General features: G+C 58.2%; 16 protein-coding genes. 6 read left to right on the forward strand and 10 right to left on the reverse strand.

Translation table 11 applies throughout. The features are described from left to right. Nucleotides 1-194: 194 nt before the first annotated feature. Together F3J38_RS22335 and F3J38_RS22340 are read right to left on the reverse strand one after the other, a co-directional pair. A complete protein-coding gene (locus tag F3J38_RS22335) occupies nucleotides 195-1,109 on the reverse strand; it encodes a LysR family transcriptional regulator (RefSeq protein ID WP_167142203.1) in 915 nt (304 codons plus the stop codon). Between the two features lie 2 nt (nucleotides 1,110-1,111). Then, on the reverse strand, nucleotides 1,112-2,161 hold the full coding sequence (locus F3J38_RS22340; RefSeq protein ID WP_167142206.1) for a dipeptidase: 1,050 nt from the start codon (nucleotides 2,159-2,161) through the stop codon (nucleotides 1,112-1,114). Between the two features lie 199 nt (nucleotides 2,162-2,360). Here F3J38_RS22340 and F3J38_RS22345 point away from each other — a divergent pair, with 199 nt between their 5' ends. Genes F3J38_RS22345 through F3J38_RS22370 form a run of 6 tightly spaced genes read left to right on the forward strand, consistent with a single transcriptional unit; the run spans nucleotide 2,361 to nucleotide 8,942 of the window. After that, complete coding sequence (locus F3J38_RS22345) at nucleotides 2,361-3,956, forward strand: ABC transporter substrate-binding protein (RefSeq protein ID WP_167142209.1); 1,596 nt, start codon at nucleotides 2,361-2,363, stop codon at nucleotides 3,954-3,956. Then, nucleotides 3,956-4,966: an ABC transporter permease gene (locus F3J38_RS22350; RefSeq protein ID WP_167142308.1), complete on the forward strand. Its 1,011-nt coding sequence runs from the start codon at nucleotides 3,956-3,958 to the stop codon at nucleotides 4,964-4,966. The genes F3J38_RS22345 and F3J38_RS22350 overlap by 1 nt, the downstream gene beginning before the upstream one ends. After that, nucleotides 4,963-5,862: an ABC transporter permease gene (locus F3J38_RS22355; RefSeq protein ID WP_034819942.1), complete on the forward strand. Its 900-nt coding sequence runs from the start codon at nucleotides 4,963-4,965 to the stop codon at nucleotides 5,860-5,862. Before F3J38_RS22350 ends, F3J38_RS22355 begins: the two co-directional genes overlap by 4 nt. Next, on the forward strand, nucleotides 5,863-6,690 hold the full coding sequence (locus F3J38_RS22360) for an ABC transporter ATP-binding protein (protein WP_045814145.1): 828 nt from the start codon (nucleotides 5,863-5,865) through the stop codon (nucleotides 6,688-6,690). It abuts the gene before it with no gap. Between the two features lie 3 nt (nucleotides 6,691-6,693). Continuing rightward, on the forward strand, nucleotides 6,694-7,434 hold the full coding sequence (locus tag F3J38_RS22365; protein WP_167142212.1) for an ABC transporter ATP-binding protein: 741 nt from the start codon (nucleotides 6,694-6,696) through the stop codon (nucleotides 7,432-7,434). Beyond that, nucleotides 7,431-8,942 carry a serine hydrolase domain-containing protein gene (locus tag F3J38_RS22370; protein WP_167142215.1) on the forward strand — a complete coding sequence of 504 codons (1,512 nt, stop codon included), beginning with the start codon at nucleotides 7,431-7,433 and terminating at the stop codon, nucleotides 8,940-8,942. The genes F3J38_RS22365 and F3J38_RS22370 overlap by 4 nt, the downstream gene beginning before the upstream one ends. Nucleotides 8,943-9,067: 125 nt before the next feature. On the opposite strand, the gene F3J38_RS22375 is transcribed toward F3J38_RS22370, so the two are convergent. The 8 genes from F3J38_RS22375 to dgcA all read right to left on the reverse strand — a co-directional run bounded on the left by F3J38_RS22375 (nucleotide 9,068) and on the right by dgcA (nucleotide 18,441). Next, nucleotides 9,068-9,904, reverse strand: a complete 837-nt coding sequence (locus tag F3J38_RS22375) for a fumarylacetoacetate hydrolase family protein (RefSeq protein WP_167142218.1) — start codon at nucleotides 9,902-9,904, stop codon at nucleotides 9,068-9,070. A gap of 173 nt (nucleotides 9,905-10,077) precedes the next feature. Continuing rightward, the gene (locus tag F3J38_RS22380) at nucleotides 10,078-10,899 is read right to left on the reverse strand and encodes a M55 family metallopeptidase (RefSeq protein ID WP_167142221.1); all 822 of its coding nucleotides are present in this window, start codon (nucleotides 10,897-10,899) and stop codon (nucleotides 10,078-10,080) included. Nucleotides 10,900-11,059: 160 nt separating this feature from the next. Further along, nucleotides 11,060-12,106 carry a DmpA family aminopeptidase gene (locus F3J38_RS22385; RefSeq protein ID WP_167142223.1) on the reverse strand — a complete coding sequence of 349 codons (1,047 nt, stop codon included), beginning with the start codon at nucleotides 12,104-12,106 and terminating at the stop codon, nucleotides 11,060-11,062. Between the two features lie 2 nt (nucleotides 12,107-12,108). Next, nucleotides 12,109-12,993: an ABC transporter permease subunit gene (locus tag F3J38_RS22390; RefSeq protein ID WP_167142226.1), complete on the reverse strand. Its 885-nt coding sequence runs from the start codon at nucleotides 12,991-12,993 to the stop codon at nucleotides 12,109-12,111. Beyond that, on the reverse strand, nucleotides 12,993-13,922 hold the full coding sequence (locus F3J38_RS22395) for an ABC transporter permease (RefSeq protein WP_084938246.1): 930 nt from the start codon (nucleotides 13,920-13,922) through the stop codon (nucleotides 12,993-12,995). Before F3J38_RS22395 ends, F3J38_RS22390 begins: the two co-directional genes overlap by 1 nt. 106 nt (nucleotides 13,923-14,028) lie before the next feature. Beyond that, on the reverse strand, nucleotides 14,029-15,570 hold the full coding sequence (locus tag F3J38_RS22400; protein WP_167142229.1) for a glutathione ABC transporter substrate-binding protein: 1,542 nt from the start codon (nucleotides 15,568-15,570) through the stop codon (nucleotides 14,029-14,031). Nucleotides 15,571-15,591: 21 nt separating this feature from the next. Further along, on the reverse strand, nucleotides 15,592-17,460 hold the full coding sequence (locus F3J38_RS22405; RefSeq protein WP_167142232.1) for an ABC transporter ATP-binding protein: 1,869 nt from the start codon (nucleotides 17,458-17,460) through the stop codon (nucleotides 15,592-15,594). Between the two features lie 15 nt (nucleotides 17,461-17,475). Further along, entirely contained in the window at nucleotides 17,476-18,441 is a 966-nt protein-coding gene (gene dgcA, locus F3J38_RS22410; protein ID WP_167142235.1) for an N-acetyl-D-Glu racemase DgcA, read from the reverse strand.

Raw genomic sequence — 18,441 nt, forward strand, 5'->3', positions numbered from 1 at the left:
TGCGCACCCTACGCAGGATCAACATGGTTTCGTAGGATCGGCATTGATGAACTGCACCCTGTAGAGGTCCAACGTGGTTTCGTAGGGTCGGCATTGATGAACTGCACCCTGTAGAGGTCCAACGTGGTTTCGTAGGGTCGGCATTAACGAACTGCACCCTGTAGAGGTCCAATGTGGTTTCGTAGGGTCGGCATTTATGCCGACCGGGTAAAAAACCGCGTTTCACACTGTCGCGCAATCTCCCACAGCTTATTACGGATCACCTGTTTTAGCTGCAACGTTGACTGCGATTGCGGCTGGTCGCGGCGGCTGATCAGCATCACTTCGAACGGCAGCGGCTGTGCCACCGGCAACAACTTCAGCTGGTCGGCATAGCGGCAGGCGGTAAACAGATCCACCACGCCCACACCGCCCCCCGCCAGCACCATATCGGCAATCACTGAATAGGTTTTGATCGACAGCGATACCGCCGGGTCCAGCCCTTTGTCACGCAGCGCACGGTGCAGCACGCGCCCAAGTGGGTCTTTGTTCTGCATCATCAACAGGTTATTGGCACACAGCCACTCCAGTGTGGCGGGTTCGTTATGGGTGTGATACTGCGGCAACAGTGCCACCATTGAGGATTGAAACAGCGGTTCCGCCAGCAGATCGGCATCCACCTGCTGACCAAACACCAGCGCGAAATCGAGCTGGTTGTCCATGATCATCTGGCACAGCGTGCTGAAGTGCTCGGTGACCAGCTCCACACTCACCGATGCCGCCTGCTGTCGCCAGTTCACCAGTGCGGGTGCCAGCACCATCTGACCAAAAGCATGGGCAGCACCCACACGCACCGTTTGCCCCTCGCCGCGCCGCAACTGCTCGGTAAGTTGGGTGATGGAGTGTAAACGCTGGTAGAGATCTTCTACTTCGGGCAGTAAACGCCGACCTTCTGCGGTGACCACCATGCCCTGCGCACGACGCTCAAACAGGGCAAAACCCAGCTGCTGCTCGGCATGCGTTAATACACGGCTGACATTCGGCTGCGACACATTGAGCAATCGCGCCGCCGCACTGATGCTGCCGGTCTGCACTATCGCCTGAAAAACTTCAATGTGTCGCAATCGCATAATTACTCGCCCCAGGTCGCTTCAAGCACGCGCAGCCAGTTGCCGTGGCAAATTTTTTCCAGCAGTTCGCGCGAATAACCACGCGCCGCCAGCGCGTTAACCACCAGCGGGAAACCGGCCACGTCTTTCATGTCACCTGGCATGGTGGCACCATCCAGATCCGAGCCAAAGCCCACGCCATCTTCCCCCACTTTTTCCAGCAGGTATTCCACGTGCTGCACGATGGCATCCACGGTGGTGGGCGCATGTCGATCGCCATCTTCACGCAGGAACGGCACGGCGAAATTCACGCCGACAAAGCCGTGGGTTTCCTTGATGGCCGCCAGTTGGCGATCGGTGAGATTGCGCGACTGGGCGCTAATCACATGAGCATTGGAGTGGCTGGCCACCAGCGGTGCATCGCTGATCTCGGCCGTGTGCCAGAAGCCCTTCTCATCCATGTGCGACAGGTCAACCATGATGCGGCGCTGATTGCAGTCACGCACCAGCTGTTTACCCGCTGCGGTTAAACCGTTGCCGACATCCGGCGATGAGGGATACAGGAACGGTACACCCTCACCAAATTGATTCGGGCGACTCCACAGCGGCCCCAGCGTACGAAGACCGCTGGCATACAGGATATCCAGTAGCTCGCCGTTGGTATCCAGCGCTTCCGCCCCTTCCACGTGCATCACCACCGCCAGTACGCCCTTTGCCATGCAGTCACGAATATCGCGCACGCTGCGACAAATTTTCACTTGCCCTTCAGAGGCCTGCTCAATCCGCAGCAGCAGCGCCAGCATCGAAAAAGTGGCATCACGCGCAGCGCCAATAATTTCCTGAGGAAAATCTGAGAGGTCTGGCGCACTTCTTGCAATCAGAGGGTGAGACGGCACCCAGGTGGCAAATATCCCACCTACCATATTTCCTTGACGGATACGCGGCAGGTCCATCTGACCGCGTCCAGTGCCCTGCAGGAAGGCCTGCACCGCGTTGGGTTGATGGTGCTGCCAGAGTTTATTGAGCACATCGTTGTGACCGTCAAAGACCGGAATGTTGAAGATGTCAGACATGTTTTATCGGTTCCATATTCGGGAGAAAGCGCAAGCGCTGCCAGCTGGCGGGGCAACTTGCACCAAAAAGAGGCAAGTCTTAACGCATGAAACAAATGGCTTAATCCCATTATTAATCCTCTCGCATCGCGGGAAAGTCAAGACAAAAAACAGCAAAATAAATAAATTTAATTTTAATAATCAATAACTTGGAGTTATCATGGTAACCAGAAGACGTTTTCTCGCAGGATGCGCCGCCGTCCCTGCTTTTTCCTATCTGAGTCTCAATACCGCCTTCGCTGATACGCCACCGAGTATGTTCGTGATGGCGATGCAGTTGGACAACATCACCAGCCTCGACCCACACGAAAGCTTTGAAGCCACCGGCGGCCAGATCTGCGGCAACATGTACCAGCGTCTGGTCACGCCCGATCCACAAAAAGCCGACAAGGTGATCGGCCAACTGGCAAAAAGCTGGGATGTCAGCAGTGATAACAGCACCTATACCTTCCACCTCGACCCGGCAGCGAAATTCGCCGATGGCACAGCGCTCACCGCGGAAGATGTCGCCTATTCGATTGAACGTATCGTCAAGCTGGATAAAAGCCCGGCCTTTATCATCAACCAGTTTGGCTTCACCAAAGACAATGTGACGCAGTTGGTCACCGCGAAAGATGCGCATACCCTGGAGATGAAACTGGGTGCGCCAGCAGCCGAAACCTTCCTGCTGTATTGCCTCTCCGCCACCGTCGGCAGCATCGTGTCGAAGAAAGCCTGTGAAGCCAACCAGCAGAACAACGACTTCGGTAATGCGTGGCTGAAACAGCACAGCGCCGGCTCGGGCGCCTTCACCCTGCGCACCTGGAAAGCCAGCGAAACGGTGATTCTGGAACTGAGCCCGCAATATGCTGCACAGAGCAAGATTAAGCGCGTGATCCTGAAGCACATCACTGACCCGGCAGCCCAGGCGTTGATGGTGAAGAAAGGGGATGTCGATGCGGCCTACGATCTCACCACCGAGCAGTTGTTGCAGGTGAAGAATGACAGCAACGTGTCGTTGGTGAATCAGTCGCTGTCAGCCATCATGCTGATGTCATGCAACACCAATAATGAATACCTGAAAAAGCCGCAGGTGTGGCAAGCCCTGAAGTGGGCGCTTGACTACGACAGCATCCAGAAGAACATTCTGTCGATGAGCTTTATTACCCATCAAAGCTTCCTGCCAAGCGGCTTCCCGGCAGCGCTGGACGACACGCCTTTCCACAAAGACGTGGCGAAAGCTAAGTCACTGCTGGCGGAAGCGGGTTATCCCAATGGATTTGAGATCACCCTCGACCACTACTCGATGCAGCCGTATCCCGATATCGCTCAGGCGATCCAGACCCAACTGGGAGCCATTGGTATCAAAGTGTCATTGATTGCCGCCGAAAACCGCCAGGTGTTGACCAAGATGCGTGCGCGCCAGCATCAACTGGCGCTGACCGTGTGGGGCGCGGACTATTTCGATCCTAACTCCAACACCGAAGCCTTCTGTGTGAATACCGACAACAGCGAAAATGCCCGCAGCCGCACGCTGGCATGGCGCTGCAGCTGGTCAGATGAAGAGTTCAACAAGCTGACCGAGCAGGCGCTGCACGAACCCGATCCGGCGAAGCGTATTGCGCTCTATCAGCAGATTCAGCAGCTGGGCCGCGAGAAAAGTCCGTTCATCTACATGATGCAGAAGACCAAAAATGTCGCGTGCGGCAAAAACATCTCGGATGTGCACATGACGGTGTTGGAACAATGGCCATACGATCAGGTGAAAAAAGCCTGATGCCATTACTGAAGAAAATCGTCAGCACTCTGGGAAGCCTGGTGCTGACGCTGTTTGGTCTGTCTGTACTGACCTTCTTTATCGGCCGGGTGATGCCTACCGATCCGGTGCTGGCGGCGGTGGGCGATAACGCACCGCAGTCCGTGGTGGATCGCGTGCGCCTGGAAATGGGGCTGGATCAGCCCCTCTACATTCAGTTTGGCCACTATCTCAACCAATTACTCCATGGCGATTTGGGTAAATCGATTCTCACCTCAAACCCGGTGACCACCGATATTGCGCGTTTCTTCCCGGCGACCATGGAACTGGCGACCGCAGCGATTATTATCGCTGCGCTGGTCGGTATTCCGCTGGGCGTCTGGGCCGCAGTGCGCCAAAGCACCTGGGTCGATCAGACCATTCGCGTGGTGTGCCTCGCTGGACACTCACTGCCGGTGTTTGTGCTGGCGCTGCTGAGCCTGCTGGTGTTCTACGCCGTGCTCGGCATTGCGCCGGGGCCAGGGCGGCAAGATATCATCTGGCAGGATATGGTGCCGCAGGTCACCGGCTTTCTCACCATCGACTCATTGCTCGCCAGTGAAACGGATGCCTTCTGGGATGCGCTGGCACACATGGCGCAGCCGGTCTTGATCCTTGCCTACTTCAGCATGGCCTACATCACGCGCATGACGCGCACCTTTATGCTCAATGCGTTGAGCGGCGAGTTCGTGATCACCGCGCGTGCGAAAGGGCTGTCATCGCGCCGGGTGATCTGGCGGCATGCCTTCCCTACCGTGGCGGTGCAGCTGGTGACGGTGCTGGCGCTAACCTACGCCGGATTGCTGGAGGGCGCGGTCGTCACCGAAAACGTCTTCTCATGGCCCGGCCTCGGCCAGTATCTCACCACCTCGCTGATGAACGCCGACATGAACCCGGTGGTCGGTGCCACGCTGCTGGTCGGCACCGTATATGTGCTGCTGAATCTGCTGGCTGACCTTCTCTATCGACTTTGGGACCCACGCGTAAAATGATCTTCTTCTCTCGTGACTGGCTGCTGGACGATACGCCAGCCAATCGCCGTCAGGCGGTGTGGGGCCGACGCTATCGTTTGTGGCTCAGCCTGCGCAGCAACCCGCTGGCGATGGCAGGATTAGCGGTCATCGCCGTCATGCTGTTACTGGCGCTGTTTGCCCCGTGGCTGACGCCGTTTGATCCTGGCACACAGCATTTGGAAAACCGTCTGGCCGCTCCCTCTGTTGCACACTGGCTCGGCACCGATGAGTTGGGCCGCGATGTCTGGACGCGCATTATCTATGGCGGACGCACCACGCTCGGTATGGTGATTGCCGTGGTGCTGCTCACCGCCCCGCTCGGCCTGCTGATTGGCTGTATCGCGGGCTACGCCGGTGGGATTGTGGACAAGACGCTGATGCGTATTACTGACATCTTCCTCGCTTTCCCACGTTTGATTCTGGCGCTGGCGTTTGTGGCCGCACTGAAACCCGGCGTGGAGAGCGCGATTCTGGCGATTGCCTTAACCGCCTGGCCGCCGTATGCGCGTCTGGCACGTGCCGAAACCATGCAGTTCCGCCACAGCGATTTTATCGCCGCCAGCCGACTCACCGGTGCCTCGCCGTTACGTATTATCCTGCGCCACATCATGCCGCTGTGCGTGCCGAGCCTGATTGTGCGCGTCACGCTGGATATGAGTTCCATCATCATCACCGCCGCCAGCCTCGGTTTCCTGGGCATGGGCGCGCAGCCGCCGTCGCCCGAATGGGGCACCATGATTGCCACCGCGCGCCGCTTCCTGTTCAGCGAATGGTGGGTGCCGCTGATGCCGTGTATCGCCATTTTCCTGACCTCGCTGGCGTTTAACTTTCTCGGCGACGGTCTGCGCGACGTGCTGGATCCTAAGGAGCGCTAAATGCTGGTGGAAATTGAAAACCTGCGTATTGCCTTTCGCAGTCGCACAGAGACCTTTGAAGCAGTACGCGGCGTCAGTTTTAGCGTGGGCCGCGAGAAGTTTGCCATTGTTGGCGAGAGCGGATCGGGCAAGTCGCTGACCGCACGCTGTTTGATGCAGCTATTGCCGGGCAATGCTGAGGTGACCGCCGACGTATTGCGTTTTGACGGTATCGATCTGCGCGGCGCCAGCGAAAAAGTGCTGCGTCAGATTCGCGGCAAACGGGTGGGCTTCATCCTGCAGGACCCGAAATATTCGCTCAATCCGGTCATGACCATTGGGCAGCAGATCGCTGAAGCCTGGCGAGAGCACAAAGGCGGCAGCCGTAAAGCCGCGATGCTGGCGGCGATTGATCTGCTGGAGCAGGTGAAAATTCGTGATGCCGCCGCGGTGGCGAAGCGCTATCCGCATGAAGTTTCCGGCGGGATGGGCCAGCGCGTGATGATTGCCATGATGCTGGCACCGGATCCAGAACTGCTGATCGCCGATGAGCCCACCAGCGCGCTGGATGCCACGGTACAGGCAGAGATCCTTAAGCTGATTGACGATCTGGTTTCCGCGCGCGGCATGGGGTTGATCCTGATCAGTCACGATCTGCCTTTGGTGTCGCACTTTTGCGATCGCGTGGCGGTGATGTACGCCGGACGCATTGTCGAACTGCTGGAAGCGGGACAATTGCAGCAGGCGCAACACCCTTATACCCGTGGATTGCTGGCCTGTTTGCCCTCATTAAAACATCCGCGCGAGCGTTTACCGGTATTACAGCGCGATGCGGCGTGGCGGGAATAATTTATGATTGAAATCGATAACCTGCGCATCGCCTTTGGTGCGCATCAGGTAGTGAAAGGCGTCAGCTTCGCGGTCGCCAACGGCGAAAGCTTTGGCATGGTCGGCGAAAGTGGTTCGGGCAAATCCACCATTCTGCGCGCCCTCGCCGGACTCAATGCCGATTGGCAAGGCAGCATGAAATTTGGCGGCATGGAACTGGGCGCCAAACGCAGCCGCGCGTTCTATCGCCAGGTGCAGATGGTGTTTCAGGATCCGTTTGGTTCGCTGCATCCGCGTCAAACCATCGACCGCATCCTGCATGAGCCGCTGCTGGTGCATCAGCTCGATCGCGCGGAACAGCGTATCAGCCAGGCGCTGAGCGAGGTCGGCTTACCGGCCGCCGTACGTTTCCGCTATCCGCATCAGCTTTCCGGCGGTCAGCGTCAGCGCGTGGCGATTGCCCGCGCGTTGATTGCCGAGCCGGAAGTGCTGCTGCTGGATGAGCCCACTTCGGCGCTGGATGTGTCGGTGCAGGCGGAAATCCTGAATTTACTCAGCGATCTACGCACTGAGCGCAAACTCACCTACATTATGGTGACGCATAACCTCGCGGTGGTGACGCATCTGTGTCAGCGCATTGGGGTGATGCAGCAGGGTGAGATGGTGGAGCAGTTGAGCGCGGAGGATTTACGTGCGCGGCGCATCCAGCATCCGCATACCGCTCAACTGTTTGATCTCAGCATGACGCTGGAGGAACCGGCATGACCGCGAACTGGCAACAGGCCGCCGAGGTGGCGCAGCAGATTACCCTGGGCTGGCAGCAGCCCGGCGCACCGGGTGGTGCGATAGTGCTGTTTGATGCCCATCAGATTCATTCGACACACTGCGCCGGACTGGCCGATTTGGCGCAACAAACGCCGTTTAGCGCCGACAGCGTGGTGCGTTTTGCCTCGATTACTAAGCATCTGTTTGCCGCACTGGTCACTGGACCGGGACGCCGTTACCTGCAACTGGACGATAAGCTGGTGCAGCATCTGCCGCAGCTTACGGGCGCTAACGGCCAGATCACTGTCGGCCAGGCGCTGGATATGAGCAGTGGCCTACCTGATGTGCGCGAGACCCTGTCGCTGCTGGGATTATCGGTGTACAACGCCACCAGCGCCGCCGACCTGCTGGATTTTGTCGCACAGGAAGGCGATCTCAGCTATCCGCCGGGCAGCGAGATCTCTTACACCAACACCGGCTACCGCCTGGTGGAAGAGGCGCTGAAAGCCAAAGGTGTGCTGTTCAACGATCTGTTGCAGCAATATATCTGCGAGCCGCTGGATATCAGTTTAATCGCGCCGGAAACCTGGTTCGATATCGTGCCGGGACTGGTGCCGGGTTACTGGCATAATGGCGCGCAGTGGCAGCTCTCCAGCGCCGGATTACACCTTTCCGCCTCGGGCAGTGTTACAGGGAGCATTAATCATCTGACGCGCTGGCTGCAAAGTCTGCTGGCGGACAGCGGACCCGGCGCAGGCGTACTGCAGCGCCTGACCGCACCGCGCAACCTCAATGATGGGCGCACCAGCGGCTACGGGCTGGGCATCACCAGCTCCACGCTGGGCAGCCAAACGCTGTTTGGTCACGGCGGTTCGCACGCGGGTTACAAGAGCTACTTCCTGCTGCATCCGGAGCTGAAACTGGGCGTGGCGATTGTTGCCAACCGCGAAGATGTGACGACGTCTGAAAGCGCCCTACGGGTGATGGCGGCGCTGCTAAATCGCACCCTGCCGGAGAAAGGGCATGATTTGACGCCGGGCTTATACGTGGCAGAAAACGCCGCCGACTGGCTGGAGATCAAAGGTGTCACGGCGACCTGGCTTGGCGCGGGTGAAACGCTGTGGCGTGCCGATCCCCACGGTGATGCGGTGTCGCTCTCCAGCACCTTCCCGATCAAGCTGCGCCATGAAGGTGCAGCGATTGTCGGTGAGATTGGTCATGCACCGCGCCGTTTTGTCCCGGTGCAGGCGGACAGCGCCAGCCTTGAGCATCTGCAAGGCCGCTGGTTCGCGCATGCCTGGCGCAGCGAAATGGTGATTGAGGGTGACCGGCTGATCATGGGCATTGGCCCAGCGGCAATTCATGCCACGTTGCAATCGCTGGGCGGCGATCGCGTGCTCGCCACTGCACAGGATGGGCCATGGGAAAAACGTTTTGTGATGGCGCGTGAAGGTGACAAGGTGCGGCTGCTGCTCAATCGCAGCCGCGTGGTGAGATTTTACAGATAGAACGCCCTAAATAATTTGAGCAGCAGCAAGGCGGCAAGCAGGTGAATCCCCAGGAGCTTACATCAGTAAGTGACTGGGGTGAGCACGCGCAGCCAACGCAGTTGCGGCTCGAAGTATGACGGGCGCTAAGCTATGCGATGACGCAAACGGCCAATCTTCTCAATTTCCACTTCAATCACATCGCCGGGGAACATAAACAGCGGTGGCGTGCGTTTTTTTCCAACGCCGCCCGGTGACCCAGTGATGATCACATCGCCTGCTGACAGTGGGCTGAACGCCGAAATGTATTCGATGATTTTCGCCACCGGATGCACCATGCTGGCGGTGGTGTCGTTCTGTACTTCACGCTGATTCAGCCAGGTTTTGATCGCCAACTGCTGCGGATCGGGGATCTCATCCGCCGTGGTCATCCACGGACCAAAGCCCCCGGTCTGCTGCCAGTTTTTCCCGGCGGTAAACCAGGTGAACTGCATGTCACGTACGGTGGCATCCATAAAGCAGCTGTAACCGGCAACGTGTTGCAGCGCATCGGCCGCTTTAACCTGATAGGCCGGCTTACCGATGATCACCGCCAGCTCGCCTTCGTAATCGAATTCCTGGGTGGTGGCCGGTTTCAGCAGTGGCTGCTCATGCCCTGCCAGGGAATCCGCGAAACGCACAAACAGCGTCGGCGCTTCGATAGTCTCGGCAAACTCTTTGCGCTTGTCCGCGTAGTTCATGCCAACACAGAACACTTTTCCAGGATTTTCCACTACCGGCAGGAAGCGAATAGCGCTGTACGGGTGATCCGCAGGCAGTGAGCAAAAGGCATCCAGGTCGCTGAGCGCGCCGCGTTGTAACAAAGATTTCAGGTCCGGGCACTCCGCGCCGAGGCGCGAACCGACGTCAATCACGCCCTCTTCCCGCACGATTCCGTAACTTTTTCTTTCTTGGTCAATAAGATAAAAACTGCAGAGCTGCATGACTGCCTCGTTGTTATATATAAATTGCGCGCAGGTTACCAAAAGCCAGCAGGAAATGCGGTACGACCTGCCAATAATGTGCCTAAGCGTTGATACGTGATTGCTGATCTACTCATTGCCATCCATGGCAACCCTGCGAGCATCTGTAGGGTGCGCTGTCATGCGCACCAACATTACGACTGGGTGCTGGCCAGATAGGAGAACGCACTCAGCAGGCTGATCAAGGTTCCCATCTGATCGGCACGATAGCCTACGGTCACCGCATCAATGCGCGTCACACCAGGAATCAGACTGAACAAATCCGCCAAAACGGGTTTGCTGGCCTGCAACTGCATCTCATACGGCGCGGTCAAACGCGTGGTGCTGACCTGGCGCGCGCGCTGTACCGCTGCCGTGGCGGCGGCACGAATGGCTTTTTGTGCGGCCTGCGGGCTGATGGACTCAGCGCAGGTGTGGGAAATCGCACGTTTCACGCAGACGTAATCCACTGACGGATAATGTTCGCCGATCCAGCCTTGTAGCTGGTCGTCACCGCTCACCAGCCACAGCGGCGTGCCTTGTTCGGCGGCGGCGGCAGCGTAAATATCGCTTTCACCCATCACTTTGCCGTTGATGTGAATACGCCAGAACGCGCGACCATTAATGGTGTGCGCCAACACGCCCGGCTCACCCGCCGCACTGTGATAGCCGATAAAGAACAGGCCATCAAACGGCTGCTGTTCAATGCCTTCCACCATCGATAAACCGCGCGGTTTGCCCTGAACCATGCGCGCACGGGGATCGATATTTTCCGCGCGCAGATTGGTCATTTGCGCATGGCTGTCGGCCACCACCACTTCGGTGGCTCCGCCAGCGAAAGCACCGTCGATGGCGGCGTTCACTTCCTGTTCCATCAGCCCGCGTGCCAGCTGGTGTTCCGCATGGCCGGGTGAGCACTGTTCTGGGCGCATCACGCCCGCGATACCTTCAATGTCAGCAGAGATGAATATTTTCATAAGTCAGGCAAATTCCATGCGGGTTGGAACAGGGTCGCCATAAATGGCGACCCTAAGGGGAACAGTGCGTCAAAGGCCGCTGTTAAGCTGACCTCAGACGCTGATGAAAGAGGTACCATAAGTGGCAATCCTGTCATGGGCAGTAAAACCGATGGTGGCCCTACGGTTTGGTCAATTCATCCAGCACCTGCGTCAGTGACGGACGATGATGGCCGCGAAAACCGGTGACCGCTTCAGCGCTTAATAGCGCATCCAGCACCGCGTGTTCAGTGGCATCAGCAGCGGCGGCAAGCAGCGGTTCCAGTGCCGCATCGTCCGGCGGGTTTGGCTGCGTTTGTGTGGAGAAGGCCACGGCAATATCGCCTGATCCATGTCCCCAATAGCTGCCTAAACGGCCTAATCCGGCACCGGCGCGTTTAGCAATACGCTTGAGCTGGCGCGCATCCAGCGGTGCATCGGTGGCCATGATAATGATGATGGAACCGGCATCGCGCTGCGGCGTCAGCTCTGGCAGCAGCGGCCCAATCATCTCGCCGAGTCGCACACCATCCAGCGTTAACGCATTGAGTGCACCAAAGTTAGCCAGCACCAGCACGCCCAACGTGGCATTCAATGAAGGTATTAACCGCGATGCGCTGCCAATCCCGCCCTTCAAACTGAAGCAGCTCATGCCGCGCCCGGCACCGACGCTGCCACGGGCGAAATCGGCCTGTGCAGAATCGAGCGCATCCTGTGCCATGGCTTCGGTGACGGCCAGTGCCTGAATGTCATTCAGCCAGCCATCGTTGCACTCCAGCGCCAGTGGATTCACCGTAGGCAAACTGCGACCCAGCTCCGGGTTACGGCTGATGGCGTCACGCACCAGCGTGGTAAACAGCGTGCCGACGGCCAGCGTGTTGCTGAGTAAGATCGGCGTTTGCAGCACGCCTAACTCTTCGATTTGCACCAACCCGACCGGCTTGGCAAAGCCATTAAAGACCGCCGCGCCGCACGGTAACGGATTGAGAAACAGGTTATCGCCCGGCGGGACAATCGCCGTCACGCCGGTTTGCATCTCGCCATCGGCCAACGTGTGATGGCCGACGCGCACGCCGGGCACATCGCTAATGCGATTAGTGGCACCGCAAGCACTGCGCGGTTGCCCGAGCTGGCGTTCAGTGCGCCAGCGTTGCAGCAGCAGATCACGCTGCAGTTGTTGAAAATCCATGTTTAGCTCTTCAGTTTGGGATCGAGCGTGTCGCGCAGCGCATCACCCAGCAGGTTAAACGCCAGCACAGTAAGGAAAATTGCCAGGCCGGGGAACACGCTGACGTGCCATAAACCGCCCATCATCATGCTGCGGCTCATCGCCAGGATATTTCCCCACTCCGGCACATCCGGTTCCGGGCCCAGACCAATAAAGCTGAGGCCCGCTGCCGTTAGAATACTGGTGCCGATACGCATGGTGAAATAGACAATCACATTGGAGAGCGTGCCGGGCAGAATGTGGCGCAGCAGGATCACGCGATCGGGCGCACCGGCGCAGCGCACCGCTTCCACATAGGCCGCCTGCTTCAGTGATAAGGTAGATGCACGCACAATGCGCGCAAATACCGGCACACTGAACACCGCGACGGCGATAATCACGTTATTCAGCCCAGGTCCGAGAATCGCCACCACCGCAATCGCCAGCAGCATGCCGGGGAAAGCAAACAGCACGTCGGAACCACGCATGATCAGCATATCGATCCAGCGACCGTAGTAGCCCGCCAGCAAGCCGAGCAGCACGCCCACCACCATGCCCAGCGTCACGGAAAGCACGCCGACGTACAGCGAAATGCGCGCGCCATAAATGATGCGGCTCAACAAATCGCGCCCCAATTCATCGGTGCCCATCCAGTGCGCCGCAGACGGCGGGGATGACAGCGCCATCCAGTCTGGCACCATCGGATCAAAGGGTGCCAGCCAGGGTGCAAAAACCGCCACCAACACCAGCAGCAAAACAAAACCACCCGACACCAGCGCCAGCGGGTTGCGCATAAAGGCGTGCCAAAAATCGCGCCACGGGGAGCGAATAGTCTGTGACGATGCAGCAGACAGAGATTGTGTACTCATCACGACTCCTGACGCAGGCGAATGGCGGGATTAACCACGGCGTAGAGCAGATCGACCAGCAGGTTAATCACAATAAATTCAAATACGAACAGCATCACTAACGCTTGAATTACTGGCTGATCCTGCGCTTTGATCGACTCGATCAACAGCCAGCCCAAACCGGGCCAATTGAAGACGCTCTCCACCACGATCGATCCACCGAGCAGAAAACCGAACTGCAGGCCAAGCATGGTGATCACCGGGATCAGCGCGTTACGCATCACGTGTTTCCAGGTCACCAGCCGATTACGCAGCCCTTTGGCCTTGGCGGTGCGCACATAATCTTCCTGCGCTACTTCGAGGAAAGCGGAACGGGTGAAACGCGCCATCACCGCGGCAACGGAAGAACCCAGGGTGATGGCGGGCAGAATGATGTCGCTGGCTTTATTGAAGCCACTCACTGAGAACAGGCCAAAGGGCATGGCGACAAACTGGATCAGCAGCAGGCCCAGCCAGAAAGTGGGCATTGAAATCCCCCCTACCGCGACACTCATCAGCGTCCAGTCCTGCCACTTTCCGCGCTTTAAGGCCGCCAGCACACCAAGAAACAGGCCGAGGATCACCGACCAGGCGAAGCCTGCCAGTGCCAGCCACAGCGTCGGCATAAAGCCCTGCTTGATGACGTCCAGCACCGGTTGTTGGGTGCGGTAAGTGACGCCGAGGTCGCCACGCAAGAGTCCGCCAATCCAGTTAACGTACTGCTGCGGCAGCGGATCGTTGAGACCGAGATGCTGACGCGCGGCTTCGACGGCTTCAATCGGTGCGTCTGGCCCGGCGTAAATACGCGCGGGATCGCCTGGTAACAGCTTGATAAAGCCGAAGACCAATAGCGAGACCACCAGCAAGACCGGGATCATCTCCAGCAGTCGGCGAATAATATATGCGAACATGCAGTTCCTTTTGGATGGCGACCAGGTGCGCATAATTGCGCACCCCAAGTCAATGTGCTGATTAGCCGCAGGGCCGTCATTTATGACGACCCATCACGACAAGTCCTTACTTAAAGGCCGCCTGGGTGTAGAGGAAGTTGCCATCTGGCAGCATGGATACGCCGCTCAGGTTGCTGCGTTTGCCCACCAAGTTGTCTGGCGTACCGAGAAAGGCAACTGGCGCATCTTTCCACAGCAGTTTTTGGGCTTCGGCATAAGCTTCACCACGCTTGGCGGGATCGGCAGTGGCGAGTCCACCAGCAATCGCCTTATCCACATCCGGATTGCTGAAGTAGGAGACGTTATAGGACGTTGGTACCCAGGATTCGGTGGCATACAGCGGGCGCAGCGCCCAGTCCGCATCACCGGTCGAGGTTGACCAGCCGCCGTAATAGAGGTCGAATTCGGCTGCTTTAGGATCCTTCACGCCCCACAGCTTGGCGTTGCGCGTACCGGAATCCATTGGCGTCACCGTGGCACGAATGCCGACGGTCGATAGCTGGGCTTTCAGCACCTGCGCCGCGCGCACGCTGGCGGTGGTGTTGGTGGTCCACAGTTTCAGATCCAGACCGTTCGGATAGCCGGCGGCTTTCAACAAGGCTTTGGCTTCATCCGGGGCGTAGTGATAATTCGGTTCGCTCTGCTTCTGATAGAACTGCACCCCTTCCGGCATCGCGGACGAAGCGGGTTTACCCATGCCAGCAAACGCTACTTTTAGCCACAGATTGCGGTCGATGGCGTAGTTGATCGCCTGACGCACGCGCACATCCGCCAATGGTTTGTGCTGGGTGTTGATCGCCATGTAATAGAGATAAATACTCGGATCGCGTTGGATCGCTAATTTGCTGTCGCTCTGCACAGTCGCGATCAGATCCGACGGCAGCGGCCAGATCGCATCCACCTGTCCTGATTTCAATGCGGCAACGCGTGTGGCATCTTCCGGGCTTGGCGAGAAGGTCACTTTATCCACCTTCGGCCAGCCTTTCTGCCAGTAGCCATCGTACTTCACCAGTGAAACGGCTTTGCCCGGCTGCCAGTCAACAAATTTGAACGGACCGGTGCCGACCGGGTGCAGGCGCAGCTGTGCTTCTTCCGGGTACTGTTTGAGGATCGCCGGGCTCCACATTACTGCTGACGGGTGTGCCAGGGTGTTGATGAAAGCACCAAAGGATTGGTTGAGGTCGATTTTTACCTGATCCGGTGCCAGCACCGTGACTTTGGCAATCATCTTATACAGGCTGTTGCGCTTCAGGCCTTTGGTCTGATCGGCGAGGCGATCGAGGTTGGCCTTGACCGCTTCAGCATCAAACGGCGTGCCGTCCTGGAAAGTCACGCCTTTGCGCAGCGTCAGGGTAAATTCGGTGGCGTTGTCATTATTGGTATAACCGGTCGCCAGCCAGGGTTGCAGCTTCATCTGCGCATCGAACTGGAACAGGCGCTCAAAGATGCCGCTCTGCACCGAATAGCTGACGTTATCCGACGTATCGTGCGGATCCAGTCCGGTGATATCGGCATACATCGAAATGCGCAGATCCTGCGCCTGCGCGGCGGCGGCCAGCGCGAGGGTCAAGCCAAAAGCCAGTGACGAACGGCGAAAAAGTGTCTTCATGAAATCTCCTGGTATTGAGCGTTAGCGCGATGCAATGTCGTCAGCGACCCAGTGTTGCGGCGCAACCTGGCGATAACGGGGTTTGGTGACCGTTTCGCCCAACTTGCGTAGCGGCGAAGGAATTTCGCTGTCTTCGAAAGTACGGGTCTGACGGTTCTGTGGATCGGCCACCGGCACCGAGGCCAGCAGACGTTGGGTATAGGGATGTTGCGGCTGATTGAACACCGACTGACGCGGACCGAGCTCGACAATCTGGCCGAGATACATCACCGCCACGCGGTTAGCGATACGCTCCACCACCGCCATGTCATGCGAGATGAAAATCCACGCCACGCCGGTCTGCTTTTGCAGGTCCATCATCAGGTTCACCACCTGCGCCTGGATCGAGACATCCAGTGCCGAGACGGCCTCATCGGCGATGATGACTTTCGGTTTCAAGGCCATGGCGCGGGCAATCGCAATACGCTGGCGCTGGCCGCCGGAAAACTCATGGGGATAACGTGTGGCATGTTCGGGCAACAGGCCAACACTTTTCAGCAAGGCATCGACCTGCGGTGTGGCTTCTTCCAACGATTTCACCAGACCGTGCAGCAGCAGCGGCTCGGCAATGGTGAAGCCCACGGTCAGACGCGGGTTTAAAGAGGCATAGGGATCCTGAAATACCATCTGGATTTCGCGGCGCAGCGGTTGAAACTCCGCTTCTTTCAGATTGGCGATTTCATTGCCCTGGAAATGAATGCTGTCGGCCTGGCTTTTAATCAGGCGCATCAGCGCACGTCCAGTTGTGGATTTGCCACAGCCACTTTCACCGACAATGGCCAGCGTTTCGCCCGGCCACAGGCTGAAGTCGATCTGCTCCACCGCGTGCACCTGATGGGTCAAGGCCGAAAAGATGCCGCTGCGAATCGGGTAATAGACTTTTAAACCGCGCACATCCAGCAATGGCGTTTCGTCATAACGGGCGGTGCGCTGTTCACCGCTATCGGCGGGCTGAGTGGCGCCCAACAGTGGGAAGCGCTGCGGCCAGCGTTGTTCGCGCATGTCGCCCAGCTTCGGCACGGCGGCCAGTAGCGCTTTGGTGTAAGGATGCTGCGGCGCGTTGAAGATGTCCGCGACCGTACCCTGTTCCACGACTTCGCCGCGCAGCATCACCACCACGCGGTCGGCAATCTCCGCCACGACGCCCATGTCATGGGTGATAAACAGCACCGCCATCTGCTTCTCGCGTTGCAGGTCCCGCAGGATGTGCAGAATGCGCGCCTGCACGGTAACGTCCAGCGCGGTAGTGGGTTCATCGGCAATTAGCAATTGCGGATCGCACGCCAGCGCCTGCGCAATCATCACGCGCTGGCGCATGCCGCCCGACAGCGAGTGTGGGTAGCTTTTCATCACGCGATCGACATCGGCGATGCGTACCTGGCGCAACAGTGCCCGCGCACGCGCATCCGCAGCAGCTTTGTCGCACATCTGATGGTCACGCAGCGCTTCCGTCAACTGATCGCCCACCCGCAGAACCGGATTGAGCGAGGTCATCGGCTCCTGAAAAATCATCGCCATTTCACGCCCGCGCAAGGTGCGGCGCTGGGTTTCATCCAGCGTTTCCAGCGCGTGGGCTTTACCCTGACGATCGCGGAACTTCATGCTGCCGCGGTCGATACGGCCTGAAGCCGCCAGCAAGCCCATCACCGCCAGCGAAGTGACCGATTTGCCCGAGCCGCTTTCACCGACCACGGCGACGACTTCACCGGGATAAATGGCAAAACTGATGCCTTTCAGCGCCTGATTTTCGCCGCTGCGGCCACGAAACGAGACGCTAAGATCTTGTATCGCGAGTACCGGCGCGGGACCGGCAACGCTGGCGGCGTTGGGGGTAAATAAAGTGTCCGTCATCGTTGCCTCTTGCGGTTACAGCCAAATGTGGCCTTGAGCGTAGGAAAGGAAGGGTGAACTGTCAGCCGCCAACCAAATTGGGCCATCGAGATCGATATGTTCTGCGGCAATCGCCACCGGCAGCGCGGCTTCCATCGCTAATGAGGAGCCCAGCATGCAACCGACCATCAGACGCATATCCAGCTTTTGCGCTTCTTCGACCATCGCTAAGGCTTCGGTCAGGCCGCCGCACTTATCCAGTTTGATGTTGATCATCTCGTAACGATTACGCAGCTCGGCGATGTCTTCACGCGTGTGGCAACTCTCATCGGCGCACACTGGGATCGGATGGTTAAACCGTTGCAGATCCTGGTCTTGTCCGGCAGGCAGCGGCTGTTCAACCATAGCGATGTTGTACGCTTGCAGCGCGGTAAGCAGGCTTTGCAGATCGACGCCCGACCAGGCTTCATTGGCGTCAATGATCAAGGTGGCACGTGGCGCAGCCTTTCTGATGGCCGCCACCTTCTCTAAAATCTCTTCACGATTCAGTTTGATTTTCAGCAGGATGGCACCACGCGATACGGCATCAGCCGCCGCAGCTGCCATGTTTTCGATGGAGTCGAGGCTTAAGGTCTCCGCCGTGATCACCGAAGGCGGTGCAGTGCGTTCGCACTGCTGCCACAGTGTCTGCTTCGCCAGCGCGGCATCAAGGCGCCACAGCGCACAGTCCAGCGCATTACGCGCTGAACCGGCAGATAAACGGCTTTGCAGATCGATTCGGCTTAAGCCCGCTTCGACATCCTTACGCATCGCTTCCAGCTGCGCCTCGACGCTATCTGGTGTTTCATCGTAACGCGGTGTTGGCGTGCACTCGCCACGACCAATAAAGCCGTTCTGCTCCAGCGTGACGCGAATGACAGTGACGGCGGTACGCGTGCCACGCGAAATAGCGAAAGGACGCGCCAGCGGCAGCTCCAGCACTTCAATCTGCATGCGCCGCAT

The organism is Candidatus Pantoea formicae, from assembly GCF_011752625.1.
Lineage (GTDB): Bacteria > Pseudomonadota > Gammaproteobacteria > Enterobacterales > Enterobacteriaceae > Pantoea > Pantoea formicae.